This is a genomic window from Labrys methylaminiphilus subsp. lupini, from assembly GCF_051161885.1.
GTDB lineage: Bacteria > Pseudomonadota > Alphaproteobacteria > Rhizobiales > Labraceae > Labrys.
On the sequence record NZ_JBMDIH010000001.1, the window covers coordinates 1,384,052 to 1,409,982 of the forward strand.

At 61.1% G+C, this 25,931-nt stretch carries 21 protein-coding genes, 1 tRNA gene and 1 pseudogene; 16 read left to right on the plus strand and 7 right to left on the minus strand.

Translation table 11 applies throughout. The features are described from left to right. Positions 1–19: 19 nt before the first annotated feature. Complete coding sequence (locus tag ACN6KF_RS06385; protein ID WP_434956033.1) at positions 20–949, minus strand: glycosyltransferase family 2 protein; 930 nt, start codon at positions 947–949, stop codon at positions 20–22. A gap of 552 nt (positions 950–1,501) precedes the next feature. On the opposite strand from ACN6KF_RS06385, the gene ACN6KF_RS06390 reads away from it, so the two are divergent. Further along, positions 1,502–1,714 carry a cold-shock protein gene (locus ACN6KF_RS06390; protein ID WP_434956034.1) on the plus strand — a complete coding sequence of 71 codons (213 nt, stop codon included), beginning with the start codon at positions 1,502–1,504 and terminating at the stop codon, positions 1,712–1,714. 241 nt (positions 1,715–1,955) lie between these two features. Continuing rightward, entirely contained in the window at positions 1,956–2,135 is a 180-nt protein-coding gene (locus ACN6KF_RS06395; RefSeq protein ID WP_434956035.1) for a hypothetical protein, read from the plus strand. Positions 2,136–2,420: 285 nt separating this feature from the next. Here the strand turns inward: ACN6KF_RS06395 and ACN6KF_RS06400 are convergent, their stop codons facing one another. The 4 genes from ACN6KF_RS06400 to ACN6KF_RS06415 form a co-directional block, all read right to left on the minus strand. After that, positions 2,421–2,717 (minus strand): hypothetical protein, encoded by a 297-nt coding sequence (locus tag ACN6KF_RS06400; protein WP_434956036.1) that lies wholly within the window; start codon positions 2,715–2,717, stop codon positions 2,421–2,423. Further along, positions 2,714–3,130, minus strand: a complete 417-nt coding sequence (locus ACN6KF_RS06405) for a hypothetical protein (protein ID WP_434956037.1) — start codon at positions 3,128–3,130, stop codon at positions 2,714–2,716. The genes ACN6KF_RS06400 and ACN6KF_RS06405 overlap by 4 nt, the downstream gene beginning before the upstream one ends. A gap of 125 nt (positions 3,131–3,255) precedes the next feature. Then, positions 3,256–3,579 (minus strand): putative quinol monooxygenase, encoded by a 324-nt coding sequence (locus tag ACN6KF_RS06410; RefSeq protein WP_434956038.1) that lies wholly within the window; start codon positions 3,577–3,579, stop codon positions 3,256–3,258. 80 nt (positions 3,580–3,659) lie between these two features. Then, positions 3,660–3,737: transfer RNA gene (locus ACN6KF_RS06415), tRNA-Pro, on the minus strand. A 261-nt stretch (positions 3,738–3,998) separates the two neighbouring features. Between ACN6KF_RS06415 and ACN6KF_RS06420 the strand changes: the two genes are divergently transcribed. Then, the gene (locus ACN6KF_RS06420) at positions 3,999–4,388 is read left to right on the plus strand and encodes a hypothetical protein (protein WP_434956039.1); all 390 of its coding nucleotides are present in this window, start codon (positions 3,999–4,001) and stop codon (positions 4,386–4,388) included. Positions 4,389–4,546: 158 nt separating this feature from the next. On the opposite strand, the gene ACN6KF_RS06425 is transcribed toward ACN6KF_RS06420, so the two are convergent. Together ACN6KF_RS06425 and cysG are read right to left on the minus strand one after the other, a co-directional pair. Then, entirely contained in the window at positions 4,547–4,885 is a 339-nt protein-coding gene (locus ACN6KF_RS06425) for a GCG_CRPN prefix-to-repeats domain-containing protein (RefSeq protein WP_434956040.1), read from the minus strand. Positions 4,886–4,996: 111 nt separating this feature from the next. Then, positions 4,997–6,424 carry a siroheme synthase CysG gene (gene cysG / locus ACN6KF_RS06430; protein ID WP_434956041.1) on the minus strand — a complete coding sequence of 476 codons (1,428 nt, stop codon included), beginning with the start codon at positions 6,422–6,424 and terminating at the stop codon, positions 4,997–4,999. Between the two features lie 972 nt (positions 6,425–7,396). Between cysG and proS the strand changes: the two genes are divergently transcribed. From proS to lpxD, 13 genes and pseudogenes are all read left to right on the plus strand, one after another. Beyond that, positions 7,397–8,716, plus strand: coding sequence for a proline--tRNA ligase (gene proS / locus ACN6KF_RS06435; protein ID WP_434956042.1), 1,320 nt, complete (start codon positions 7,397–7,399; stop codon positions 8,714–8,716). Between the two features lie 264 nt (positions 8,717–8,980). Further along, on the plus strand, positions 8,981–10,276 hold the full coding sequence (locus ACN6KF_RS06440) for a lipoprotein-releasing ABC transporter permease subunit (protein ID WP_434956043.1): 1,296 nt from the start codon (positions 8,981–8,983) through the stop codon (positions 10,274–10,276). A 4-nt stretch (positions 10,277–10,280) separates the two neighbouring features. Continuing rightward, the gene (locus ACN6KF_RS06445; RefSeq protein WP_434956044.1) at positions 10,281–10,976 is read left to right on the plus strand and encodes an ABC transporter ATP-binding protein; all 696 of its coding nucleotides are present in this window, start codon (positions 10,281–10,283) and stop codon (positions 10,974–10,976) included. Positions 10,977–11,520: 544 nt separating this feature from the next. Beyond that, positions 11,521–14,987, plus strand: a pseudogene (dnaE, locus tag ACN6KF_RS06450) (DNA polymerase III subunit alpha). Positions 14,988–15,273: 286 nt separating this feature from the next. Next, on the plus strand, positions 15,274–16,284 hold the full coding sequence (locus ACN6KF_RS06455; RefSeq protein WP_434956045.1) for a 30S ribosomal protein S2: 1,011 nt from the start codon (positions 15,274–15,276) through the stop codon (positions 16,282–16,284). Positions 16,285–16,437: 153 nt separating this feature from the next. After that, the gene (gene tsf, locus ACN6KF_RS06460; protein WP_434956046.1) at positions 16,438–17,367 is read left to right on the plus strand and encodes a translation elongation factor Ts; all 930 of its coding nucleotides are present in this window, start codon (positions 16,438–16,440) and stop codon (positions 17,365–17,367) included. A gap of 113 nt (positions 17,368–17,480) precedes the next feature. Then, positions 17,481–18,197, plus strand: coding sequence for a UMP kinase (gene pyrH, locus ACN6KF_RS06465; protein WP_434956047.1), 717 nt, complete (start codon positions 17,481–17,483; stop codon positions 18,195–18,197). 33 nt (positions 18,198–18,230) lie between these two features. Then, positions 18,231–18,791, plus strand: coding sequence for a ribosome recycling factor (frr, locus tag ACN6KF_RS06470; protein WP_434956048.1), 561 nt, complete (start codon positions 18,231–18,233; stop codon positions 18,789–18,791). A 133-nt stretch (positions 18,792–18,924) separates the two neighbouring features. Then, a complete protein-coding gene (locus ACN6KF_RS06475; RefSeq protein WP_434956049.1) occupies positions 18,925–19,695 on the plus strand; it encodes an isoprenyl transferase in 771 nt (256 codons plus the stop codon). A 109-nt stretch (positions 19,696–19,804) separates the two neighbouring features. Next, the gene (locus tag ACN6KF_RS06480; protein ID WP_434956050.1) at positions 19,805–20,629 is read left to right on the plus strand and encodes a phosphatidate cytidylyltransferase; all 825 of its coding nucleotides are present in this window, start codon (positions 19,805–19,807) and stop codon (positions 20,627–20,629) included. 170 nt (positions 20,630–20,799) lie between these two features. Next, positions 20,800–21,924 (plus strand): M50 family metallopeptidase, encoded by a 1,125-nt coding sequence (locus ACN6KF_RS06485; RefSeq protein ID WP_434956051.1) that lies wholly within the window; start codon positions 20,800–20,802, stop codon positions 21,922–21,924. Between the two features lie 173 nt (positions 21,925–22,097). Next, complete coding sequence (gene bamA, locus ACN6KF_RS06490; RefSeq protein WP_434956052.1) at positions 22,098–24,374, plus strand: outer membrane protein assembly factor BamA; 2,277 nt, start codon at positions 22,098–22,100, stop codon at positions 24,372–24,374. A 388-nt stretch (positions 24,375–24,762) separates the two neighbouring features. Beyond that, positions 24,763–25,839: a UDP-3-O-(3-hydroxymyristoyl)glucosamine N-acyltransferase gene (lpxD, locus tag ACN6KF_RS06495; RefSeq protein ID WP_434956053.1), complete on the plus strand. Its 1,077-nt coding sequence runs from the start codon at positions 24,763–24,765 to the stop codon at positions 25,837–25,839. Positions 25,840–25,931 lie beyond the last annotated feature (92 nt).

Here is a 25,931-nt window from a genome sequence, read left to right on the forward strand (position 1 = left end):
GGACCGCTCCGAAGAGGGACTAGCGGACGGGGGCATAGCGTAAATAATGCAGGCGCTTGAGTTCCCTGCGTCCGCGCGTGACCGTGTCGAGGATCATGCCGGAAAAGAAAGCGATGATGGCCGACAGCATCAGACCGGTGGCGAGCACGGCCGTCGGCAAGCGCGGCACCGAGCCGAATTCAAGATATTCCAGCACCACCGGTGTGGCGATGGCGAGCGACAGTAGAGCAAGCAGGCCCGCGACCCAGCTGAAGAACAGCAGCGGCCGTTCTTCCTTCACCAGTTTGGCAATGAGTTTAAGAATGCGCATACCGTCCTGCACGGTACGCAGCTTGCTCTGCGAGCCTACCGGACGCTCCCGATAGAAGGTTTCGATCTCGCCGAGCGGAAGCGACATTTCGAGGGCGTGCACGAGCAATTCGGTCTCAATCTCGAAGCCGGTCGAAAGGGCCGGAAACGTCTTGACGAAGCGCCGGGACATCGCCTTGTACCCTGACAGCATGTCACGCGAAGACGAGCCGAAGAAGCGAGTGACAAGGCGGGTGAGCATCCGGTTGCCAAAGCGATGTCCGGGGCGGTAGGCCATCTCGCCATCAGCCACCCGTACGCCGTTGACGAGATCGAGGGGACCGGCGCGCAAGGCCTCGACGAGGGCCGGAGCACTGGCGGGATCATAGGTATTGTCGCCGTCGACGATGATGTAGATGTCCGCCTCGATATCCGCGAACATGCGGCGGATCACATGTCCCTTGCCCTGACGAGCCTCATGGCGCACGACGGCACCGGCTTCTTTCGCCAGGAGCGCGGTGTCGTCGGAGGAATTGTTGTCATAGACATAGATGACGGCCGAGGGCAGCTGCGCGTGGAAGCCTTGTATGACGGCCTGGATTGCCACTGCCTCATTGTAGCAGGGCACCAATATCGCGATCTCTGGCTTCGCACCGTCCATCGTCCTTTTCGGTCCTTCGCCTGCCTTCCCGGTTCCGTCCTTATAGCCGCAAGCGGGGGCAGGGTGCCAACCGCCCTGCGTCATGGTTAAGGCCATTCCGGCGTGCCGGTGCGGAGGAAAGGCAAGGTGTCCACTGCTCCCGGGTGCGATTTTTGATCTGCGTGAATGCTGTTCCAGCGAAAAGTCAGAGGATTGTGTGACAGGAAAGTGAATTGAAGCGTAGTGAATTCGCAAGAGCAGGATCAGACATGTGCTGCGGAATTGCAGCCTTGATGTTCTGCTTGGAAGATTTCGGCTGGATTGGCGCTATATTGTTATTGGCGTTTCAGAAAGGCGACACAGATGCAAAAATGCGCATTTTGTCGCAGCTTTGTCTTGACCGCTCGATTTCAATGAGGCAGCCTGTCGCCATCGATTTTCGGCCGAACGACTTGGCCTCGCGTCACGGCACTCGCTGGATGCGCGCAGACAAGCTCTCACCAAAATTCGACACTCGCTGGGTCCGCTTCGCTGCGGGCTTTGGCTCTCACTACGTTGAAGGAATAGCTCACGATGAGCACAGGTACCGTAAAGTGGTTCAACGCCCAGAAGGGCTTCGGTTTCATTCAGCCCGATGATGGCTCCAAGGACGTGTTCGTCCACATCAGTGCGGTTGAGCGGGCCGGCCTTTATGAGCTGCGCGAAGGCCAGAAGATCAGCTATGAACTGGTCCAGGATCGGCGTTCGGGCAAGTTGGCCGCTGATCAGCTCCAGGCGGCAGCCTAAACGAACCGCAGAGTCTTTCGGTATACCGTCAGATTTTCAGGAAAAGCCGGCGCGCCAGCAGCCGGCTTTTCTTTTGTTTGCGATGCAGCAGCATGTGTGCGCTGCAAAATAGCGTCAAGCTTTGGTACTCGATGACGATTTAAACTTGAAGGATAGTAGGAACAAGCGCAGAATTCATGCGTTGAAATGAAGGGCTGGGTCCCTCATGGCCGGATCGGGAACCGGCTGGTGGAGGTTCGTCATGGATCTGAGTGAAATGATCACGGGTTTTCTGGTTGTCCTGGTGATCGCTATTTTGATTATCGATACGGTGATTGATTGGCGTTCGCCGGCTATGGCTGCGAAGCAGACGAAACAGGTGGCTGCTCCCGGCAAACACAGCCTCGATCCGAAGATCGCCTGCGACATCGTTTGGTGCTGAACACACACGCACTGTGATGCGGTCACCGCGGCACGAGCCGTCTGGTGAGCGTAGAGGCCCTGTGTTGCGCAGTCTTTCTGATAGCTACAGCGGCATAGCCACATAGGGGCAGCATTACGCCTGCGCGATTTGCAGATGGCTGACTGGCGGTATCTTGCCGCTGGTGTCATGCGTATGTGCCAAAGCATAGCTCGATGCGGGGGTCGAAGCAGAATTCCGTGTCGCCATTGTCGTTTTTTCCGATCGGCATGCTCTGAAAGTGCGATTTGCTTTGGCGGTGATCTCTCAATCCTCGGGCTTGCGAAGCGCTTTGTCATCCAGGCGGGGGAGAGCACGCCAGCCGGGGAGGGGGCGCTCACCAAGGCCCCGCGCGTAACCGCGCGACACGCTGGCAGCCAGCGCCGCAATCTCGCCGTCCCGCGCGGCGAGTTCGGCCCTCAGATGATCGATCATGACAAGCAGGGCGCGAACCGTCGCGCCTGCATCGCCACCGCAAGCAGCGATCGCCTCCTCGACCTTGAGCGGTACAACCTCGTCAGCCCGACGCAGGGTAGACTTCGGCCCTGTCAGAGGCTCGGTCATGGCTTGCCAGATAGGCTGAGGGGATTGCCCGCCGCCTCCAGCAGGCTTGCCAGACGGTCGAGTTCGTCGTCGAGCCTGACATTGCGGCGAATCGCCCGTCGCAATGCCGTTATGGCATTGCCGTCGGTCCGCTTCAGTTCGCGGCTGACGATCCAGTCGATCGGGACACCCTGGGCGTCGCCATCCACTCTTTCGTGAAGATCTTCGTCCTCGAGCCGATCGGATTGGCGCTTCAATTCTGCGATCAGCCTGTCCCGATTGATCAGCGAAGTCTGGGCCTGCAGGGCGTAACGGTAGAGCGTCAGCAGGGCTGCGCCGCTGCCGCCTGCCTTATCGACCAATCGGGCGATTTCCGCGACTTCTTCCGGCCGGGCAGCGGGCATGTGCGTGCCATCGAAATAACCGTCGAGCATGTCGATTACCTTCGGTTGAGGGCAGGACCCTATGCCGCACACATGTGCTTGTCCAGTATTTTGTTCTCTTTTTGTTCTATATCAAATCCATGATCGAAAACAGACACGGATAAACCGCACCATGCTCAAACCTCGAAGGAATCCATCAGAATATAGGTGCCCGGCTGGCGCTGATGGGCATCGATCTGGCACACCAGCCGCTTGAAATGCTCGGTACGGCAATGGGCGTCGAGGGCTGCGCGATCGGGCCATGCCTCGACGAAGACGAAATGGCCGGGGTCCTTCTGGTCGATGAAAAGGTCATAGGCGATGCAGTGCTGTTCCTGGCGCGTCTTGGCGACCAGTTCCCTGTAGAGCGGAAGCACCGTATCGACGTGGTCGGGCTTGATGAAGTCCTGGGCAATGACTTTTAACAGCGGGAACCTGACGGCATCGGCTGCGTTTGCCAATATTGGCTCGGACCGTGCCAAGCCTACGCCTCTTCGCTTCACGCGAAGAAGGGCTGACATATTCGAAATATTCAGAAAAATGGTCGGAGCGAGAGGATTCGAACCTCCGACCCCTAGTCCCCCAGACTAGTGCGCTAACCGGGCTGCGCTACGCTCCGACGCTCATTGAGCGTGGGCTGAATAGGGTTTTTCGCTCTGATGCGCAAGCCCCGATTTCAGTTTCTCGTCATATGAGAGACGCGAAATGCACAGGCCTGGTAGGCGGGCGCGCACTACACCAGAAATATGAGGAAGAATTCGAAGCTGCCTATGAATGCTCTGGCCACCACCATACACTGGAAGAGGGGTCGCCGCTGGCGCGGAACGAACGCTTCCCGCGCTGCGTTTATATCGCGCTGGATTCGCTCGAGGAGCGTGTGATGAGACAATGGGTTATTGCCGCTTATGCAGCAGCCATGGGCTTTGCTTCGGCAGGCCTTGCTGCTGCGCCTGCTTCCGCCATGCCGGTGGTGCCTGCGGCTAGCGTAGAAGATCCACTACTGCAAACCGTGGCGGACGGATGCCCGCGCAATTATTATCGCAGCTATGGACGCTGTGTGCCCAACAGCCGCGGCTATCGGGGACCGCGTTACGGCGATGGATATGCCGAAGCACCGAGATATTATGTGCGTCCCTATCATTATGACAGTCCGGGTTACTTCGATGGGCCGGGCTATTACGACGGCCCACGCTATTGGGCCGTTCCGCGTCGAAGCTGCCCGCCCGGCACGTATCCGGGTCTGTACGGTCGCTGCGTGTCGGATTGGTGATCTTGGCTCGACAGCCTATCTGACCGAAATCATCCGCAAATGGCTTCGCCGGCGTGAGAGCATAAGCGGGTTTTGAAGCGGACGTCCCCAGTGGCTCAAAAAACCGGCAAGGATGGACCTTGCCGGGCTTGGTGAGACGGGTGAAGTCTCGTGCGATTTCAATAGGCAGGGTGGCAATAGCCGCCGCGTGGACCCAGACGCGTGCCGGGCGGGCAGGCTCGTCCGTAGCCGCTGCGATTGGCCGGCACCGGGCCGCGGCGATAAGCGGGGGTATCCGGGAAGAAGCGACCGGGACGGTAGGCGGGGGCGGGGCGCTGGTTGGGTACGCAACGGCCCCAGCGATTGGGTACGAAGCCACGGCCGCAGCCATAGGCGATGGTCTCGACGAGGCTGGAATCCGCGCCGATGCCGGGAGTGGCGGGCATGGCCGAGGCACCGGTCGAAAGGCCGGCAAAGCCCATCGTGGCCAGAGCGGCCGCGAGAATCAGTTTTTTCATGGAGAACTCCTGTCGTTCAAACACCCGGCGGGCGCGAATCTGCGGTCCACCATGGAAGGAGGGTGGCAAATCTTTCCTTAACGGAAGCTGTACCGCGGAGACGGGTGCCGTTCAGCTTGGGCGGTCGCGCCTTGCCTCGGACATGGCCTGGCCGAACAGGATGATGCAGGGGCCGTCGAGCTGGTTGGCGGCAAAGACGCCGGCCATTTCGCCGATCGCGGTATGGAAACGGCGCTCGCGCACATGGGTGGCGTATTCCACGATGATGGCCGGCGTATCCGCTGCCATGCCGGCCTCGAGCAGGCGCGTGGCGACTTCGGCGACGACCAGCTTGCCCATATAGATGGCAGTGGTGGCGGCGGGATCGGCAAGCGCCTTCCAATCGAGATCATCCGGCAGCTTGCCGTTCTTGGCATGGGCGGTGATGTATTGCAGGCGCCTCGCGTGGTCGCGGTGGGTAAGGGAGACTTCCAGGCTCGCGGCGGCTCCGGAAGCGGCAGTGATGCCGGGAATGACCTCGACGGCAATGCCGGCGGCACGGCAGGCGGCGATTTCCTCGCCGGCCCGCCCAAACACCAGGGGATCGCCGCCTTTCAGCCGCACCACGCGCTTGCCGTCCCTGGCCAGAGAAACCATCAGAGCGTTGATGTCGTCCTGCTTGCAGGACGGGCGATGGCCGCGTTTGCCGGTGATGATGCGCTCGGCCTCGCGGCGGGCGAAATCGAGCACTTCCTGGGAGACGAGATCGTCATGCAGGATGACATCCGCCGATTGCAGGGCGCGCACGGCCTTCAAGGTCAGCAGCTCCGGATCCCCCGGACCCGCGCCCACCAAGGCGACGCTGCCGTGTGCCGGGGTTTTTTCCTGCTGCTCGATTGTGGCGAGGAGGTCGGCGCGTTCGGCCTCGCCCGGCACGCGCTCCGGATGGCGGAAGGCGGCATGGACGAAACGCTCCCAGATCGCCCGGCGCGCCTGCAGGGAAAGGTTGTGCGCCTGCACCAGGGGACGCCAGTTGCGGGCAGCCTCCGCCCATTTCTGGAAACCGGTCGGCAGCAACATCTCGATTCGGCTGCGGATCGCCTGCGCGAAGACGGGGACGGCCCCGTCGGTCGAGATGCCCACCACCAGTGGCGAACGGTTGACCACTGCACCAAACTGAAAATCACAGAAGGCCGGTCGGTCGACGATATTCACGGGCGTACCGGCCCGGCGCGCGGCGGCGGCGAGATGGGCGGCCTGCTCGTCGTCCTCGACATCGGCGACGACCAGGGCAATGCCGTCGAGATCGGCCTCGTGCCAGGAGCGGGCGAGGTGGCGGACACTCACATCCTCGCGGGCGCATAATTGCGCCAGAGCGTCGTTCGCGTCGGGCGCGGCGACGCGAACTTCGGCGCCGGTCGACGCCAGCAGCTCGGCCTTCCACAGGGCGGCCTGGCTCGCGCCGATGACCAGGACGGGTTTGCCGGTCAGGCGATAGAAGACCGGCAAGACCGCCAGCGGCGCGATCCGCGCGGGTTGCGAGACAGGGCTACGGCTCATCGATCACAGGCTCAACGTGCTCAATACAGTCTGGGGAGGCGCTGATAACTGCCGGCCTTCGCCTCAGTTCTGCCGCACGTCACACAGCCGGCAAAGGCTAAAGTAAATCGATCAGGCAGACAATGCGAAGCTAAGCAAAGTTTCCCGATGCCGCCCATTCGTGGGCAAAATCGGGAAACTTTGCAAGCGTTTGATATTCTGCAGATTACTCCTGCCCGAGCCGCGGCCTCGGGCAGGAGCAATCTGCTTTGGGAAAAATCCGATTCCACCCGGCGATGCTGTCGCCATTGCGACGGAGCTTCCGCCGATCCGACATTGTCATGTGGTTGTCACGATGCGTCCGCATGATGCAACATGCCGTTACGCCAACTTGCATTAAAAAAGGCGAGGCTCTTGCGAGCCTCGCCTTATTCTAGACCTCGTCCTAACCCATCTTCCTGAGACTTCCTTCACGCATCTTTGTGCTGTTTGAAGTGTCAGGACGGCTGCTCGACAACGGTTTGTTCACCGGCGGCGCCTGCGGGCTTCCTCCCAAGACTTGGACCCTGACTTCCTTCTACTCATTGCTGAGTTCGGATGCCCTGTCGTTGACGGGACGGACGCTAGACGAAGTTTTTTTGCTTGTCACGTCTTTGTGCAGCGATCGGCACAAAATTAATATCTTTGCTTAAAATTTGTGCGCGTCGTTTTACCAGGCTGCGCCGCTCGTGGGCAGTTGATGAACGAACAGGTAGCATCGCACTCATCGTGTTGTGCGCGCAAATTGCCAAATAATGGCGGTTTTGCTGGTCTTACCCTTGTGTTTTTACGAGGGATCGGGTCAAGCTGCCATGAGCTGGCGATCGAAAGCGATTTGCCGGACAGGCGTGTCACGGTCTCGATCGGCGCGTCCTTTCATCTTGAATCGCGATTTTGCCACATGTCTTACCCGGCGCAGCAGAGGTCGCCGGCTGCTTGGAGAAGGTTTGTCCTATGCGTTTGAGCCGTTATTTCCTGCCTATTCTGCGCGAGACGCCGAAGGAAGCAGAAATTGTTTCCCATCGTCTGATGCTGCGCACGGGCATGATCCGTCAGGAAGCGGCCGGAATCTACGCATTGCTGCCACTTGGCCTGCGTGTGGTGAACAAGATCAACGCGATCATTCGCGAAGAGCAGAATCGTGCCGGCGCCATCGAATTGCTGATGCCGACCATTCAATCCGCCGATCTGTGGCGCGAAAGCGGGCGCTATGATGATTATGGCAAGGAAATGCTGCGCATTCGGGACCGTCAGGAGCGCGAGATGCTCTATGGGCCGACCAATGAGGAGATGATCACCGAGATCTTCCGTGCCTATGTGCGCAGCTATAAGGACCTGCCGCTCAACCTCTACCATATCCAGTGGAAGTTCAGGGACGAGATCCGCCCCCGTTTCGGCCTGATGCGCGGGCGCGAATTCCTGATGAAGGATGCCTATTCCTTCGATCTCGACCAGGCCAGTGCGCAGCATTCCTACAACAAGATGTTCGTGGCCTATCTGCGCACTTTCGCGCGGCTCGGTCTGACTGCGATTCCGATGGTGGCCGATACCGGCCCGATCGGTGGCAATCTCAGCCATGAATTCATCATCCTGGCCTCGACGGGCGAGAGCGAAGTGTTCTGCCATCGCGACTATCTGTCGATGGCACCGCCCTCGGCGGGCACGGATTTCGACGACAAGGCCGGGCTGCAGGCGATCGTCGATCAATGGACTTCGCTCTATGCGGCGACCGAGGAGAAGCACGACAAGCCTGCCTTCGACGCCCTGCCGGCCGACAAGCAGGTCTCCGCGCGCGGCATCGAGGTCGGGCATATCTTCTATTTCGGCACGAAATATTCCGCGCCGATGAAGGCCGTCGTCGCAGGTCCCGACGGTTCCCTCATTCCCGTGCATGGCGGTTCCTACGGCATCGGGCCCACCCGCGTCGCCGGCGCGGCCATCGAGGCGAGCCATGACGAGGCTGGTATCATATGGCCGGAGGCGATCGCGCCGTTCAAGGTCGGCCTGATCAATCTCAAACCGGGCGACAGCGCGGTGGATGCTGCCTGCGGCGATCTCTATCTTCAGCTCGGCGCCAAGGGGGTCGACGTCTTGCTCGACGACACCGATGAAAGGCCCGGCGGCAAATTTGCCAAGATGGATCTGATCGGCCTGCCCTGGCAGATTATCGTCGGTCCCAAGAGCCTGGCGGAGGGCAAGGTCGAGGTGAAGAACCGCCGCACCGGCGAACGCCAATTGCTGACCCCCTCGGACGCGCTCGTCCTGGTGGGCTGAGCCGGGTTCGCTGCGGCCGGCAGGCTGACCTCATCGACGCCGCGCGTGCCAGAGGCACTCGCGGCGTTTTTGTTGTTTATCAAGAAATTTTTGTATTCATTTGAATTGTAACGACTAATCTCAATGGGATCTTCGTCATTGCGCAAGAGGCGCCTCGATTAGAGCGTCAAAAAGCCGTGGCAAAGCTGGGCATCGCTGAATTTTTGCCGTGCAAACGCCGCGATTCTCGCAGAGTAAGAGGCCTCGCGCCCCACCTGGAATGCCATGAACGCGTCTGCTTCAGCCACGACATCGTCGGAACCGACCGGAACGCCGCCTTTCTCCGCCTTCGAGTGGATGGTGGCCCTGCGCTATCTGATGCCGCATCGCAAGGGCGGAGTGGCTTCTCTGATTGCCGTTCTGTCCTTTTTGAGCTTCCTCATCGGCGTCGCCGCTCTCATCATCGTGATGTCGGTGATGAACGGCTTTCGTGTCGAACTGCAATCCAAGATCCTCGGATTCAACGGGCATATCGTCGTCTCTCCCTATGAGACGCCGCTGACTGACTATGATGCGGTTACCAGCCGCCTCGCCAAGGTGCCCGGCGTGACCCTGGCTGTTCCCTTCGTGGAAGGACAGGTACTGGTGTCGTCGCCCTTCTCGGCGAGCGGCGCCCTGGTGCGCGGCATGAAGCTCGAGGATCTCAAGCGCTTGCCGGGGCTTGCCAACAATATCAAGGACGGCACGCTGGACAATTTCGACCAGGGGCAGGGCGTGGTGATCGGCGCCAGGCTCGCATCCTCGCTCGGCCTGCAGATCGGCGACGGCATTACCCTGATCTCTCCCAAGGGAGACCAGACAGCCTTCGGTACCACGCCGCGCATGAAGGTCTATCCGGTCGTCGCCACCTTCGAGGTCGGCATGTCCGATATCGACAGTGGCTTCGTGATCATGCCGCTGCAGGAATCGCAGGCCTATTTCAACCGGGACGGGGATGCCACGGCGATCGAGGTTTATATCGAGAACCCCGACCGCGTGCAGTCCGAGAGCGAGGCGATCAAGACGGCAGCGGGACGTCCGGTTTCCCTTGTCGACTGGCGCCAGCGCAATTCAGCCTTCTTTACGGCCCTGCAGGTCGAGCGCAACGTGATGTTCATGATCCTGTTGATTCTGGTGATCATGGCGGCGCTCGGGGTCGTCTCCAGCATGGTCATGCTGGTGCAGTCCAAGCAGACCGACATCGCCATCATGCGCACCATGGGCGCGACGCGTGGCGCGATGCTGCGCATCTTCTTCATCACCGGCATGGCGATCGGCCTGCTCGGCACGATAGTCGGCCTGCTGCTGGGCCTGCTGGTATGTCGTTACATCGAGAACATCCAGGAATTCATCTCCTGGCTGTCAAACACGCAGCTCTTTGCCTCCGAGATCTATTTCCTCTCGCGCCTGCCGGCCAAGACCGATCCGACGGAAGTGACCGTGGTGGTCGTCACCACTTTGATCCTGTGCTTCCTGGCAACGCTCTATCCCGCCTGGCGGGCCGCCAAGCTCGACCCGGTCGAAGCGTTGAGGGGAGGCTAAGCCGATGAGCATGTCGGGTGAAATTCCAGCCCTCGAGCTACGGGCAGTCGAACGGAGCTACCAGCAGGGCCCCACGGAACTGCGCATCCTGCGCGGCGTGGACCTCGTGGTGATGCCGGGGCAGTCGGTAGCGCTGATCGCTCCCTCGGGGGCCGGCAAATCGACCCTGCTCCACATCGCCGGCCTGCTCGAGAGGCCGGATGGCGGAGATGTGTTGATCTCCGGCGATTCCACAGCCGACCTGAACGATACCGGACGCACGCGCCTGCGCCGCAATTCGATCGGCTTCGTCTACCAGTTCCACCATCTCCAGCCGGAGTTTTCGGCATTGGAGAATGTGATTCTGCCGCAGATGATCCGGGGCCTGTCACGCCGCGAGGCGCGACAGCGTGGCGAAGAATTGCTGACCTTCCTTGGCCTCGGTCAGCGCTTCGGCCACCGGCCCAACGAGTTGTCGGGCGGCGAGCAGCAACGTGTCGCCATTGCCCGTGCGGTCGCCAATGCCCCGCATCTCATCCTGGCCGACGAACCGACGGGCAATCTCGACCCCGGTACGGCGGATCATGTCTTCGGCACGCTGACGGCGCTGGTGCGTGCGTCCGGTCTGGCGGCCCTGATCGCGACCCACAATCTCGATCTGGCGGCGCGCATGGACCGCCGCGTCACCCTGCGCGATGGTCATATCGTCGAGCTCAACTGACAATTGTGACGGTGAACGCCCGATTGCGAACGGCGCTTCTCACTATGGTAAACGCCGGAATCGATCGGCCCCGACAAGCAGGGGCGTGCCGCATAACATCTTGAATAATATCGAGAAAATTCCGTTGAGATGATGCGGGCGCGAGTGCTGATGGCTCGCGTCAGGGGAACATAAGCGCGACATAAGATGGCGGTTCGGCGACGATGCGCTTGACTCGGAACAAAACGTGAACAAGATGTCTCTATCGAAGAGAGGAGAACATTATGTTTGCTCGTTTCACGGAAGATTTCGCCGCCATCGCCTCGATGAGCCTGTTCCTCGTCATGCTCGCCATGTGGACGAGCTTCCTGAGCGGCGTTTAAGCCAGATTTGTCCACACTTGTCCACAGGCTCTCAACAAGGGGCAGTGGCGAAGATGTGACGCTGATGTGGCCATCCGTGGCTGGGGTAGAAAGTCAGCTATGGTGCCCGGCCGGATTGCCATAAACCATAGGGGAAGGCAGGCAGCGAGTCGCGCTGCCGGCCAGAGCAAAGCGGAGGTGTCATGGCGGAGGGGAAGGCGAACGGTCCGGGCTTCGTCCATTTGAATGTCCGCTCGGCCTATTCCTTGCTCGAGGGGGCGATGAAGGTCCCCAAGCTTGCCGATCTCGCCAAGGCCGACGGCATGCCGGCCCTGGCGTTGACGGACACCAACAATCTGTTCGGGGCGCTGGAGTTTTCCGAAAAGCTCGCCGGTAGCGGCATCCAGCCGATCATGGGCATCTCGCTGGCGATCAATTTCGCCGACCGCGAGGATGCCTCGGACCGGCGGCCTTTGCACCAGCGGCGTTTGCCGCGCATGATTCTGCTGGCTCAGAGCGAAGTGGGATATGGCCATCTGATGGCGCTGTCTTCCCATTGCTACATGGATCCTGCCAACGGCGAGGAGGCGCATGTTTCTATCGGGCGCCTGGCCGAGTTCCAGGAGGGCCTGATTGCACTGACGGGCGGCCCCTCCGGTCCACTGGACATGGCTCTGCGCGAGGGGCTTGACGATCTCGCGAGGATCCGGCTGCAGCGCCTGCTGGCGATGTTCGCCGATCGTCTCTATGTCGAAGTGCAGCGCCATGACAGCGCGGAAGAGCAACAGGTCGAGGCTCCGCTTCTGGAACTCGCCTATGCGACCGACGTGCCACTGGTGGCGACCAACGAGGTCTATTTCGCCGCGCGGGCCGACAGCGAACCGCATGATGCGCTGATGGCAATCGCCGAAGGCCGCATCCTAGCCGAGACGGATCGGCGGCGAATGACGCCGAACCATTACTTCAAGAGCCGGGCAGAAATGGTATCCTTGTTCAAGGATCTTCCAGAGGCTATTGAAAATACTATTGAAATTGCCAAGCGTTGTGCCTTTCGCGTGCGTACGAGAAAGCCGATCCTGCCGCGTTTCTCCACGGGTCTTGACGAGACGGGCGCCCCCGTCGACGAGGCCGTCGAATTGCGTCGCCAGGCCGAGGAAGGCCTCAAGGCCAGGCTGGCCGCGCATGGGCCGGCTCCTGGCCACACCGAAGACAGCTACGCCAAGCGGCTGGAATTCGAGCTTTCTATCATCGAGCGCATGAAATTCCCCGGCTACTTCCTGATCGTGGCTGATTTCATCAAGCACGCCAAGGGGAAGGGAATCCCAGTCGGGCCGGGGCGTGGATCGGGTGCAGGCTCCCTGGTTGCCTACGCTCTCACCATCACCGATCTCGATCCGCTGCGCTTCAGCCTGCTGTTCGAGCGCTTCCTCAATCCCGAACGTATCTCGATGCCGGACTTCGACATCGACTTCTGCCAGGAGCGGCGTGACGAGGTCATCCGCTATGTGCAGGAGAAATATGGAGAGGATCGGGTCGCGCAGATCATCACCTTCGGCTCCCTGCAGGCGCGCGGCGTGCTGCGCGACGTCGGGCGTACGCTGGAGATGGGATATGGCCAGGTCGACAAGCTGTGCAAGCTGGTGCCGCAGAACCCGGCTAATCCGGTAACGCTGGCCAAGGCGATCGAGGACGAGCCGAAGCTGCGCGAATCCGCCAAGGACGATCCTACCGTCGAGCGCCTGCTCAGCATCGCCCAGAAGCTGGAGGGGCTCTATCGTCATGCCTCGACCCATGCCGCCGGCGTGGTGATCGGGGATCGTCCGCTGGTGGAGCTGGTGCCGCTCTATCACGATCCGAAGACCTCGATGCCGATGCCGGCCACCCAGTTCAACATGAAATGGGTGGAGCAGGCGGGCCTGGTGAAGTTCGACTTCCTCGGCCTCAAGACGCTCACCGTGCTGCAGCGCGCCTTGATGTTCCTCAAGCAGCGCGGCATCGATCTCGATCTTGCAGGCCTGCCTCTCGATGACAGGAAGAGCTATGAAATGCTCGGCCGTGGCGAGACGGTGGGTGTGTTCCAGGTGGAAAGCGCGGGCATGCGCAAGGCGCTGCTCGACATGAACGCCGACCGTTTCGAGGATATTATCGCGCTGGTAGCCCTCTACCGCCCGGGCCCGATGGCCAATATTCCGGTCTACAACGCCCGTAAGAAGGGGCTTGAAGAGCCGGACTACATGCTCGACCAGCTCAAGCCGGCCCTGGAAGAGACCTATGGCGTCATCATCTACCAGGAACAGGTGATGCAGATCGCGCAGATCCTCTCCGGCTATACGCTGGGCGAGGCCGACATGCTGCGCCGCGCCATGGGCAAGAAGATCAAGGCGGAGATGGATGCCCAGCGTGTGCGCTTCGTCAAAGGCGCCGTCGAGGGGGGACTCAGAAGGCCAAGGCGGACGAGATCTTCGATTATCTCGCCAAGTTCGCCGATTACGGCTTCAACAAGAGCCACGCGGCCGCCTATGCGCTGGTCTCCTACCAGACCGCCTATCTCAAGGCGAATTACCCGGTCGAGTTCATGGCGGCGTCGATGTCGCTGGATATGTCGAACACCGACAAGCTCGCCGAATTCCGCCTGGAAGCGCGTCGGCTCGGCATCAAGGTCGAGGCGCCCTCCATCAACCGCTCTGGGCCTGACTTCGAGGTCCATGACGGCTCGATCCGCTATGCTCTCGGTGCAGTCAAGGGCGTCGGCCTGGCGGCGATGGAGCGCCTGGTCGAGATTCGCGGTGACCAGCCCTTCTTCGACCTCGGCGACTTCGCGCGGCGTATCGATCCCAAGGCCATCAACAAGCGCATTCTCGAAAACTTGGCGGCGGCGGGAGCCTTCGACGAATTCGACCGTGATCGGGCGCGCATCACCGCCTCCATCGATGCCATCATGGCGCAGGCGCAGCGCGCCCATGCCGAGAAGAGTGATGGACAAGCCGACATGTTCGGCTCCGCTTCGACGCCCGAGCCACTGAAAGGTACTGTTGTCGAGCCGTGGGAACCCGCCGACCGTCTACAACGCGAGTTCGACGCGATCGGCTTTTTCCTTTCAGGCCATCCGCTCGATGCCTACGTCACCGCCTTGGAGCGCCTGCAGGTGCCGTCCTGGGCACAATTCACCCAGAAAGTGAAGCAGGGGGCCACGGCAGGGCGCCTGGCGGCGACCGTGCTGTCACGTTCCGAGCGCAAGACCCGAACCGGCTCCAAGATGGGCGTGATCATGCTCTCCGACGCCTCGGGCCAGTTCGAGGCCGTGATCTTCTCGGAAGGCCTGGCGCAATATCGTGACTTGTTCGAGCCGGGCACGGCCGTGCTGGTCGGCGTGCAGGCCGCTCATGAAGGAGACGATGTACGCATTCGCATCGTGACGGCCGAAAAACTCGACAACGCCACCGCCAAGACCCAACGCGGCATCAAGGTTTTCCTGCAAGGCGAGCTGGCCCTTGAATCGGTCGCCAAGCGGTTGGGCCAGCGCGGGGAGGGGGAGGTCTTCCTGATCCTGCAGCTGGATGGCGGCATGCGGGAGGTCGAGTTGAAGTTGCCCGGCAAATTCCTGGTGACCCCGCAGATCGCCGGTGCGATCAAGGCGATCCCGGGTGTAGCGACCGTCATGCAGATGTGATGCGGGGAAGCGGCGTGTGAGCGAAGTAGGGCGCACATGGTGCGCCGGTCTTGAAGGCCGTGATGCGGATTTCAGCTTGTGCGCTGGACGAAGGGAGCGAGGCGTGTGCCTTTTCAGCATTTGTCCTTGCCTAATCGCCCACATCCCCTTATAGAGCGCGCCATTCCACACGCGGACGAAGCGGCCCTGCCGCTCCGGTGCCGTGTTTTGTTTCGTCCGCTATGGCGCGGCGAGGCAGGCACGGTAGATGTCCGCGGAGGCCTTATCAAACCGGAGTTACAACTCTATGGCACTGCCAGATTTTTCCATGCGCCAGCTGCTCGAAGCTGGAGCCCATTTCGGCCATCAGTCGCACCGCTGGAACCCCAAGATGGGGCCCTATCTCTTCGGCGTGCGCAACGGCATCCACATCATCGACCTCGCCCAGACGGTTCCTGCGTTCCATCGCGCTCTGCAGGCGGTGTCGGACACGGTCGCCCGTGGCGGTCGCGTGCTGTTCGTCGGCACCAAGCGCCAGGCTCAGGACGCGGTTGCCGATGCGGCCCGCCGTTCGGCCCAGTATTATGTCAATTCGCGTTGGCTCGGCGGCACGCTGACCAACTGGAAGACCATCTCCAACTCGATCCAGCGTCTGCGCAAGCTCGACGAGCTGCTCTCCGGTGGCGCCCAGCAGGGCTACACCAAGAAGGAGCGCCTCGACCTAACCCGTGAGCGCGACAAGCTCGAGCGCGCCCTCGGCGGTATCAAGGACATGGGCGGTACCCCCGACCTGATCTTCATCATCGATACCAACAAGGAAGACATCGCGATCAAGGAAGCCCGCCGCCTCAACATCCCGGTGGCCGCCGTCCTCGATTCGAATTCCGATCCGGATGGCATTACCTTCCCGATTCCGGCCAATGACGACGCTGGCCGCGCTCTGTCGCTCTATTGCGATCTCGTCGCCCGTGCCGCTCTCGACGGCATCTCCCGCGCCCATGGCGACATGGGTCTCGACATCGGCGCCGAAGAAGCGCCGCTGGTCGAGGAACTGCCGGTTGCCGACGAAGCCGCTTCGGGTGAGCTTTTCGAGCTCCTGTCCGCTCCGCGCGGCGCGCCCGACGATCTGACCAAGCTGACCGGCGTCGGCCCGCAGCTCGAGAAGAAGCTCAACGAGGGTGGTCTGTGGCACTATTGGCAGGTCGCCGCCATGACCCCGGCCGACGTTGCCAAGGTCGATGCCGAGCTCAAGCTCAACGGTCGTATCGATCGTGACGGCTGGGTGGAACTGGCCCGCAATCTGGTCGCCGGCGCCTGACACGGTCTGAAGGCTGCAATTTCGTTGCAGCCTCCCTATCTATCCCTGAACACGGCCCGGTTGCTCGCCTTCCAATTGTGATGTTGGAGTGGTAAGCGCCGGGCCGCTTCCCATCACCGGACCTGTTCCGGTTTCCCAAAGAGGTATCCTGCAATGTCGAACATTACCGCCGCCATGGTGAAAGAGCTGCGCGAACAGACTGGCGCGGGCATGATGGATTGCAAGGCAGCGCTCACCGAGACCGCCGGCGATCTGGAAGCCGCCGTTGACTGGCTGCGCAAGAAGGGCCTGTCGAAGGCCGCCAAGAAGGCTGGTCGTGTCGCTGCCGAAGGGCTTGTCGCCCTGCTGGTCGAAGGCAACCAGGGCGTTGCCGTGGAAGTCAATTCCGAAACCGACTTCGTGGCCCGTAACCCCGAGTTCCAGGATCTGGTCGGCGGTATCGCCGAAGTGGCTCTGAAGACCGGCGAGGACGTCGAGGCCCTCAAGGCGGCTGCCTTCCCGGGCGGCGGCACGGTCGAGGAGAAGATCTCCGCCACGGTTGCCAAGATCGGCGAGAACATGTCGCTTCGCCGTGCCAAGATCGTCTCGGTCGGGCAGGGCGCCCTGGCGACCTATATCCACAACCCGGTCGTTGCCAACAAGGGCCGCATCGGCGTGATTGTCGCGCTGGAGTCCGCTGGCAATACCGAGAAGCTCGCCGAACTCGGCCGTCAGATTGCCATGCATGTCGCGTCTTCGAACCCGGTCGCAGTCGATGCCGCTGGCGTAGATGCCGCGATTGTCGAGCGTGAGAAGACCATTCTCGCCGAAAAGTATCGCGAGCAGGGCAAGCCGGAAGCTGCGATCGCCAAGATCGTCGAGAGCGGCATCAAGACCTATTTCAAGGAAGTAACCCTGCTCGAGCAGCCCTTCATCTTCGATCCCTCCAAGTCGGTCGGCCAGGCCATCAAGGAGAGCGAAGGTGCTGCCGGCGGCCCGATCAAGGTGGCTGGCTTCATCCGCTACGCTCTGGGTGAGGGCATCGAGAAGCAGGAAAGCGATTTCGCAGCCGAAGTTGCCGCTCAGGCTGGTCACGCCGCCTGATCTTCTATTCCAACGACCCTTGGCCGCACTTCGGCCATGTGGATGATCGAGATCGACAACAGGCGGCTTAAAGCCGCCTGTTGTATAAGTGGCCAGCGAATCGGAGAGCAGTCATGGCGGTACTTCCCTATAAACGCGTCCTGGTGAAGCTTTCCGGTGAGGCATTGATGGGAGGCGAGGCCTTCGGCATCGATCGCGGCACGGTGCGCCGGATCGCCGAAGACGTCATCGAAGCGGTCAAGCTGGGTGTGGAAGTCGGCGTGGTCGTGGGCGGCGGCAATATCTTCCGCGGCTCGCAGATCGCCGGTATGGGCTTGTCGCGGCCTGCGGCCGACTCGATGGGCATGCTCGCCACCGTAATGAACGTCATCGCGCTCGAAGCCCAACTCGCTTCCCTCGGCCAATCCGCTCGCGCCATGTCCGGCGTCGCCATGCCGTCGGTGGTCGAAACCTATACGCGCCAGCAGGCGATGGAGCATCTGGCCAAGGACCGTGTCGTGCTGCTGGCGGGCGGCACCGGCAATCCCTTCTTCACCACCGACACCGGCGGTGCACTGCGTGCGGCGGAGCTGGAATGCAACGTCCTGATGAAGGGCACGCAGGTCGACGGCATCTATTCCGCCGATCCCAAGAAGGACCCCGCTGCTACCCGCTATGATCACATCACCCATGACGAGGTCATCCGCAAAGACCTCAAGATCATGGATACGGCGGCGTTTGCGCTTGCCCGCGAGGCGCGCTTGCCGATAATTGTCTTTTCGATTCAACAACCCGGATCCCTCGCAGCCGTGCTGCGCGGGGAGGGGCGTTGCACTCTGGTCACTCCCTGACCACTTCCGTCAAAGAAATTCGAGGGCAGGAACATGGCTGCGTCATTCGATATCGCTGAGGTCAAGCGTCGCATGGAAGGCGCGCTCAATGCGCTGAAACATGAACTGGGTGGTCTGCGCACCGGCCGGGCCTCTTCCTCACTGCTCGAACCGGTGCATGTCGATGCCTATGGCGCGAGCATGCAGCTGTCGCAGGTCGCCACCATTTCGGTGCCCGAACCGCGCCTGCTTAGCGTGCAGGTCTGGGACCGTGGCATGGTCGGCGCCGTCGAGAAGGCGATCATGAACTCCAATCTTGGACTCAATCCGCAGACCGAGGGACAGGTGATCCGGCTGCGCATTCCCGAGATGACGCAGGATCGCCGTAAGGAACTGGTCAAGGTCGCGCATAAATATACCGAGTCGGCGCGCGTGGCGGTTCGGCATGTCCGCCGTGACGGCCTGGACATTCTGAAGAAGACGGAAAAAGACGGTACGATTGGTGAAGACGAAGAAAAGCGTCTGGCCGATCAGGTGCAGAAGGCGACTGATGCGATGATCGCCGAAATCGATAAGACCCTCCTCTCCAAGGAGAAGGAAATCATGCAGGTGTGACGGAAGAGGGGTGCAGATTATCCGCAAGGACTATTCTACTCCCCCTATTCGACACCAATTATCCACTGTCTATCCGATGATCGTTCGATAGAATTCGTGCCAGCCGGTTCGGCGGAGAAGCTTCGAGGCACCAATGTTTGGCAGGGACGAAATCGACGACGCAACTGTGGCGACCCCGCCGGCTCATGTCGCCATCATCATGGATGGTAATGGCCGTTGGGCCTCCAAGCGCCTGATGCCCCGTTTCGAGGGGCATCGTCGGGGCGTGGAGGCGCTCAGGCGTACCGTCCGCGCCGCTGCTGAGCTGGGCATCCGTTACCTGACGCTCTATTCCTTCTCGTCGGAGAACTGGTCGAGGCCCCGGACTGAAGTCGACTATCTCATGGGGCTGGTGAAGCGCTTCGTGCGCAACGATCTGGCCGACCTGCATGCCAACAATGTCCGGGTTCGTATCATCGGCGAGCGTGAAGGGCTCGACGCCGAACTTGCCGAGCTCCTGATCGAGGTCGAGAATCTCACGGCCGCCAATACCGGATTGACCCTCGTCGTGGCGTTCAACTACGGCGCCCGGCAGGAGATTGTTGCGGCAGCCAGGCGCTTGGCGGAGAAGGTTGCGGAAGGGCTGCTCAAGCCGGCAGACATTACGGCCGAAGCCATCGGCGCCAATCTGCACACGCATGATATTCCGGATCCAGATCTGGTCATCCGGACCTCGGGAGAACAAAGGCTCTCCAATTTCCTGCTCTGGCAGGCGGCCTATGCGGAGTTGGTTTTCATTCCCTTGCTCTGGCCGGATTTCGACCGCCGGGCGCTGGAAGCGGCGCTGGCCGAGTATCACGCGCGCGACCGTCGTTTCGGGGGGCTTGGCGAGACCGATCCTCCCCGTCAGGCCAATTCCGGCTAGGGCGGTATCGTCGACGTGCCTGTGGGGGAAGATGTGACAGCAGTTTTGTGTCGGGGAACAGCGGCTGGCCGGCTGCGGGGGGCGGTGCCATCCGTCCGCGGTCTCTGACATGGCAGGCGCATCCAAGGCCAACTGGTCCGATCTTTCCATCCGCATCGCCTCCGCCCTGGTCATGGCCGGTTTGGCGCTGGCCACGGCCTGGTGGGGAGGCTCTCTTTTCGTACTGTTCTGGTTCCTCGCAGCTGCTGGCGTTCTTTGCGAATGGCTGTTTCTGATCGCCGCCGGTCGACGCGATTGGCTGATCGTTGTGCTCGGTGTCGGCCTGCTCGCCGTGTCCACGCTGTTTGCCCTGAGCGGGCAAGCCGGAACCGCTCTGTTGACCGTCGTCGGGGGCGCGGCGGTGATGGGCGGCCTGGCGTGGGGACGAGGTCTGGCGCAGCCGCTGCTGGCCGCTGTCGCCATACCCTATGCGGCCTGCGTGGTCTTGCCGGTTACTCTTTTGAGGCTCGACGAGCCCCATGGCATGCGCGCCATTTTCGTGCTGTTTGCCATTGTCTGGGGCTCGGATGTACTGGCCTATTTCACTGGACGGACCCTGGGTGGTCCCAAGCTCTGGCCGAGGGTAAGCCCGAAGAAGACCTGGTCTGGCTTCATCGGCGGCACCGTGTTTGCTGCGGCGGCGGCCGGCCTTGTCGGCGGCTCCGTTGTTCTTGTTCCCATAGGGGCCGCGCTGGCGGCGATCTCTCAAGGTGGTGATCTCCTTGAATCCGCCTTGAAGCGCCGCTTTGATGCCAAGGACGCGAGCCAGCTGATACCCGGCCATGGCGGCGTCATGGACAGGCTCGACGGCTTTCTGGCGGCGGCGCTGGCTGCTTTGCTGATCGGGCTTGTGCATGCTGGCCTGCATCCGGCCCAGGGCTTCATTGTGTGGTAGTGCCGAAAGGCTAGGCAGAGTTTCCCGACGAGGCCCAAGAGTGAGCCTCGCCGGGAAACTCTGAAAATTGGTTTGCCATCTTGCCAGTTCCTCTGACCGTGCCTGGGGCCCCATCATGAGGAACCTGAGTAGGCCGGTGTGGCTTGGCTTTTGGCGCGTGAGAGGAATGGATGATGGGTTTTCTGGATAGTTTCGGTCTCGGTGCTCTCGGCTTCGTGCCGTTCATCGTGATCATTTCCATCCTGATCTTCTTTCACGAGCTTGGGCATTTCCTTGTCGGGCGCTGGTGCGGCGTGAAAGTTGTGACCTTCTCGATCGGCTTCGGGCCGGAATTGTTCGGCTATGACGACCGGCACGGCACCCATTGGCGCATCGCAGCAATCCCCCTCGGCGGTTATGTGCGCTTCTTCGGAGATGCCAATGCCGCTTCTCTGCCCGATGAAGAGCGCAACCAATTGATGACGCCGGAGGAGCGTGCGGTCAGCCTGTTCCACAAACCGGTCTGGCAGCGCATCGCCATCGTGGCGGCTGGCCCTCTGGCCAATTTCATCCTGGCCGCTTTCGTCTTCGCGGCTGCATTCTCGATTTATGGTTACCCGAATTCTGACGCCATTATCGGGCCGATCAAGGCTGACGGACCGGCGGCCAAGGCGGGACTGCGCAAGGGTGACAGGATCGTCGAGGTCAACGGCACCAAAGTCACCCTGTTCGACCAGCTTCCGGAACTGATTTCGGCTATGCCTGGGCGCCCCGTGAACCTCACCATCGAGCGTGGACAGGAGAGCTTCGACGTCAGCGTCACACCTGAAACGCGTACGTTCTCCACGCCCGATGGCAAGACCATTTCGCGGGCCATCATCGGCATCGGCCCCGGCGGCATGTCGCGTCTCGACCCTGTTTCGGCGCTGTGGCAAGGCACCAAGGAAACCGGACAAGGTATTGGTGCATCAGCGAAATTTATCTACGACCTCTTTGCCGGACGTGGCGATCCCAAGCAGGTGACCGGCATTGTCGGCATTGCGGTCGTATCCAAGACGATTACCGAAACCATCGGGCTCGCCGGTCTGATCCTGCTCACGGCTGGTCTGTCGATTTCCGTCGGCTTCATCAATCTGTTGCCGATTCCGGTTCTAGATGGCGGACATCTGGTCTTTTACGCCATCGAGGCGATCCGGGGCAGGCCAGTGGGAGCCCGTGCGCAGGAACTGTCCTTCGGCATTGGGCTCATGTTGATAATTACAATCACTGTTTTGGTGTTGGGCCATGATCTGTCACAGCAATTATCGGGCGGTTGAGAGGGCGTGGCGGATTCGCAACGGTCTCCCAAAAAAGGACGGACGGTGGCCGGGGGTCGGTTTGCATGTGTCCGGAAACCCTGTAGAAGCATTTCCAATGAGAGCAATGCGGGCTGGTGAGGTTTGGCATTGAACTCGACTTGGTTTGGTAAAAAGAGTGGGATTTAGACCCGATGGCAACAGCAATGTACAAGTTGAAGCTGGGCGTTGCCCTCGCGGCTGTCGCGGTTCCGTCGTTGTTCGGGGCCTTCGTGGCATCTCCTTTGGTGGGCACGGCTGAAGCCGCTCCGAGGAAGCATGTTGCGTCGCGCTCGGCACCGATCGTCAACCGCATCGTGTTCGAGAAGAACAAGAAGGTCACAGCGGACCAGCTGTCTTCCATCATGGAGACCAAGCCCGGCAGCCAGGTGAACCAGGCCACCCTCAATGCGGACATCGATCGCATGCGTGAGGCCTACAACCGGACCGGCCGCTCGACGGTGCAGATTACGTATCGTGAAGTCCAGTTGCCGAACAATCGCGTCGACCTCGTCTTCACGGTGGCTGAGGGCTCGAAGGTCGGCATCGACTCGATCAACTTCGTCGGCAACAACAATTTCTCCGCCTGGCGCCTGAAGCGCCAGATGGCCACGATCGAGAGCGGCTATCTCGGCTGGCTGCGCACCACCGACACTTATGATCCGGATCGCCTCGCTGGTGACGAAGAGCGCCTGCGCCAGTTCTATGTGAACCACGGCTATCCTGATTTCCGCGTCGTCTCGATCGTGCCGTCGCTGAACGAGAAGCAGGACGCCTATGTCCTGACCGTCACGGTCGACGAGGGACAGTACTACAAGTTCGGCCCCTCGCAGGTCGAATCCACCATTTCCGACGTCAATCCCGCTGACCTGAACGGCGATATCCAGTCCTGGAACAACTGGACCTATCGTGGCGAGGACGTGGACAAGACTGTCGAGGACATGACGGTCAAGCTGGCTGGTTCCGGCCACCCCTTCGCTCAGGTCCGCCCGCGCGCCGTTCGTGACGCTGGCGGCAACATCATCAGCGTCAACTATGTCGTGGAAGAGGGCGCGAAGGTCTATATCGAGCGCATCAACATCCGCGGCAACACCCGCACGCGTGACTATGTGATCCGCCGCGAGTTCGACGTTGGTGAAGGCGACCCCTACAACAAGGCGCTGATCGAGCGGGCGACCCGTCGCCTGCGCAATCTCGGCTACTTCAAGAACATCCGCGTCACCAACGAACCGGGCTCGGAGCCCGATCGCGTGATCGTCAATGTCGAGGTCGAAGATCAGTCCACCGGCGAATTCTCGCTGGGCGGCGGCTACTCCACCTCGGACGGCTTCCTCGGCGAAGTCTCGCTCACCGAGCGCAACTTCCTCGGCCGCGGCCAGTATGTGAAGGCCTCGGTGCAGTACGGGCAGCGCACGCAGGGCTACAGCCTGTCCTTCACCGAGCCCTACTTCCTGGGGCAGCGTATCGCCGCCGGCTTCGACCTGTTCTCGAAGACGACGGATGACAGCGACTACAGCTACTACAAGGACCAGACCACAGGCGGCACGTTGCGCGCCGCCTTCCCGATCACCGAGAACTTCACGGTCGGCGTCAACTACACGATCTATTCGGAGAAGGTGACGATCCCGGATAAGCGCTACACCGATAACGATTTTAGCAATGGTGAAGCCTCGGTCGCGATCAAGGAATTGGCTGCCGACGGACGCCGTCTGGTCTCGATGGCAGGCTACACGCTGACCTACAACACGCTCGACGACCTCAAGCAGCCGAGTTCGGGTGTTTATGTCCAGTTCAAGCAGGACATTGCGGGCCTGGGCGGCGATGCCAAGTTCATCAAGCAGTCGGTCGACGGGCGCTACTACTATTCGCTGACCGATGACCTGACCGTGATGGTTCGCGGCCAGGGCGGCTATATGCGGGGCTTCGGTGGTGACAAGTTGGCGATCGTCGACCAGTACAGCCCCGGCCCGGATCTCGTGCGCGGCTTTGCACCCGGTGGCATTGGCCCACGGGATATCGCAGGTGGTTCAAAGGGCAACGGTCTCGGCGGTACGACCTATTTCGGCGGGACGGTGGAACTTCAGTTCCCGATTTTTGGACTGCCGCGTGAAGTGGGCTTGCGCGGTGCCATATTCGCCGATGCCGGTACGGTGTTTGGGTATGGGGGTACGAAATTTGCTCCTTATACATGTATCGCCAATTCCGGCGGCGGCGGCGGCGGCGATTGCAACGCCGGCGGCGGCCCCGGTACCGGTAAGAATACCCGGACTTTCCAGTTGATCGACGATCACTCGATTCGTTCGTCGATCGGTGCCAGCTTGCTGTGGGCCTCGCCGCTTGGCCCGTTGCGCTTCGACTACGCTTACGTCTTGACCAAGGCCAAACATGACGACACCCAGGCTTTCCGCTTCGGCACGATCGTCAACTATTGATGATCTGACCTGAGGATTGTGCCGGCCGGTCCCTTCGGGGCCGGCCGGTTTTTTGTTCGCAAAGCGGCATCCTTCGCATGCCGCAATGAACGGAAATACTCGGTGTTTTGCATTGCATCCCCTTCATCGTGTAAGGGCTAGAGCGTTTTACGATTTGACGGAGTCAACCAGAGCCGCAGCGACGCTCATGCCAATCCGTTGGATTGGTTTGGAAACTAGGAGCTGGAGCGAACAAGCGTTGGGGCATGAACCTGATTTGCTCTGGGGATGAACGATCAGGCCGGTAACGCTTTTGCAAAGGGACTGGTCTATTCATAATGAAAAAGATCACCGGTTTCGGAGCAGCCACTCGAAGCCGGATTTGGGGGCTGACCGTAGCGTGGACTTGATGACGGATCCGGTATTCTTTCACGCGCGCAACCGCCTCACCGTTGCCGACATCGTCGAACTCACCGGCGCTGAACCGACGGTCGGTCTGTCGCTGGACCTGACGGTGGAACGCGTGGCGCCGCTCGATCATGCCGGGGAGGGCGATCTGAGCTTCCTCGAGAATCCGCATTATCTGCCGATGCTGGAAACGTCCAAGGCGGCGGTGATCCTGATCTCGCCCAAATTCACCGATCGCGCTCCGAAGAATGCACCCTTGCTGGTGGCGCGCGAGCCCTATCGTGCCTTTGCCCAGATCGGCATGGCGTTGTTCCCGGACGCGGCACGCCCACAATCCTTTTTCGGAGCCAAGGGCATTTCGCCGGGTGCCGTCGTGCACCCTGAAGCGAGGCTCGAGATTGGCGTGACCGTCGATCCGGGTGCCGTCATCGGGCCGCGGGCAGAAATCGGGGCAGGGACCATCGTCGGCGCGAACGCGGTGATCGGATCGGATGTTCGGATCGGCCGTGACTGCTCGATCAGCCCGAATGCGGTGATCCAGCATTCCCTGATCGGTAATCGTGTCATCATCCATGCCGGTGCCTGTCTTGGCCAGGATGGTTTCGGTTTTTCGATGGGGCCGCGCGGCCACCTCAAAGTGCCGCAGGTCGGTCGCGTCGTGGTGCAGGATGATGTCGAAATCGGCGCTTGCACCACCATCGATCGTGGTGCCAATCGTGACACCATCATCGGCGAGGGCACCAAGATCGATAATCAGGTGCAGATTGCCCACAACGTCATGGTCGGGCGGCACTGCGTGCTGGTGGCGAAGGTCGGGATTTCCGGTTCGACCGTCCTGGAGGATTTCGTGGTGATGGGGGGTGCCTCCGCCACGGTTGGCCATATCCGCATCGGCATGGGCGCCCAGATCGCCGGCGCCGCCAACGTCAAGGACGACGTGCCGCCGGGCGCGCGCATGGGCGGTACGCCTGCCCAGCCATTGGGGGACTATGCGCGCGAACTGGCCCTGCTCAAGAGGCTGGTCAAGAATTCGCGGGTTCGATCGGGGCAAGGTACGGACGAGGGATCCGCTCCCTAAAGCGTCTTGCGATTCCGTGTGTCTATCGGGAATCGCAAAGACGCATCGAAACAAGGAGTTAGAGCAAAAAGCGTTTTCGTTGAAACGCGCTT

What these genes read in the sequence shown, in the direction of transcription:
- ACN6KF_RS06385 (WP_434956033.1), bottom strand. Translation starts at nt 949, where the DNA reads ATGGACGGTGCGAAGCCAGAGATCGCGATATTGGTGCCCTGCTACAAT.
- ACN6KF_RS06390 (WP_434956034.1), top strand. Translation starts at nt 1,502, where the DNA reads ATGAGCACAGGTACCGTAAAGTGGTTCAACGCCCAGAAGGGCTTCGGT.
- ACN6KF_RS06395 (WP_434956035.1), top strand. Translation starts at nt 1,956, where the DNA reads ATGGATCTGAGTGAAATGATCACGGGTTTTCTGGTTGTCCTGGTGATC.
- ACN6KF_RS06400 (WP_434956036.1), bottom strand. Translation starts at nt 2,717, where the DNA reads ATGACCGAGCCTCTGACAGGGCCGAAGTCTACCCTGCGTCGGGCTGAC.
- ACN6KF_RS06405 (WP_434956037.1), bottom strand. Translation starts at nt 3,130, where the DNA reads ATGCTCGACGGTTATTTCGATGGCACGCACATGCCCGCTGCCCGGCCG.
- ACN6KF_RS06420 (WP_434956039.1), top strand. Translation starts at nt 3,999, where the DNA reads ATGAGACAATGGGTTATTGCCGCTTATGCAGCAGCCATGGGCTTTGCT.
- ACN6KF_RS06425 (WP_434956040.1), bottom strand. Translation starts at nt 4,885, where the DNA reads ATGAAAAAACTGATTCTCGCGGCCGCTCTGGCCACGATGGGCTTTGCC.
- cysG (WP_434956041.1), bottom strand. Translation starts at nt 6,424, where the DNA reads ATGAGCCGTAGCCCTGTCTCGCAACCCGCGCGGATCGCGCCGCTGGCG.
- proS (WP_434956042.1), top strand. Translation starts at nt 7,397, where the DNA reads ATGCGTTTGAGCCGTTATTTCCTGCCTATTCTGCGCGAGACGCCGAAG.
- ACN6KF_RS06440 (WP_434956043.1), top strand. Translation starts at nt 8,981, where the DNA reads ATGAACGCGTCTGCTTCAGCCACGACATCGTCGGAACCGACCGGAACG.
- ACN6KF_RS06445 (WP_434956044.1), top strand. Translation starts at nt 10,281, where the DNA reads ATGAGCATGTCGGGTGAAATTCCAGCCCTCGAGCTACGGGCAGTCGAA.
- ACN6KF_RS06455 (WP_434956045.1), top strand. Translation starts at nt 15,274, where the DNA reads ATGGCACTGCCAGATTTTTCCATGCGCCAGCTGCTCGAAGCTGGAGCC.
- tsf (WP_434956046.1), top strand. Translation starts at nt 16,438, where the DNA reads ATGTCGAACATTACCGCCGCCATGGTGAAAGAGCTGCGCGAACAGACT.
- pyrH (WP_434956047.1), top strand. Translation starts at nt 17,481, where the DNA reads ATGGCGGTACTTCCCTATAAACGCGTCCTGGTGAAGCTTTCCGGTGAG.
- frr (WP_434956048.1), top strand. Translation starts at nt 18,231, where the DNA reads ATGGCTGCGTCATTCGATATCGCTGAGGTCAAGCGTCGCATGGAAGGC.
- ACN6KF_RS06475 (WP_434956049.1), top strand. Translation starts at nt 18,925, where the DNA reads ATGTTTGGCAGGGACGAAATCGACGACGCAACTGTGGCGACCCCGCCG.
- ACN6KF_RS06480 (WP_434956050.1), top strand. Translation starts at nt 19,805, where the DNA reads ATGGCAGGCGCATCCAAGGCCAACTGGTCCGATCTTTCCATCCGCATC.
- ACN6KF_RS06485 (WP_434956051.1), top strand. Translation starts at nt 20,800, where the DNA reads ATGATGGGTTTTCTGGATAGTTTCGGTCTCGGTGCTCTCGGCTTCGTG.
- bamA (WP_434956052.1), top strand. Translation starts at nt 22,098, where the DNA reads ATGGCAACAGCAATGTACAAGTTGAAGCTGGGCGTTGCCCTCGCGGCT.
- lpxD (WP_434956053.1), top strand. Translation starts at nt 24,763, where the DNA reads ATGACGGATCCGGTATTCTTTCACGCGCGCAACCGCCTCACCGTTGCC.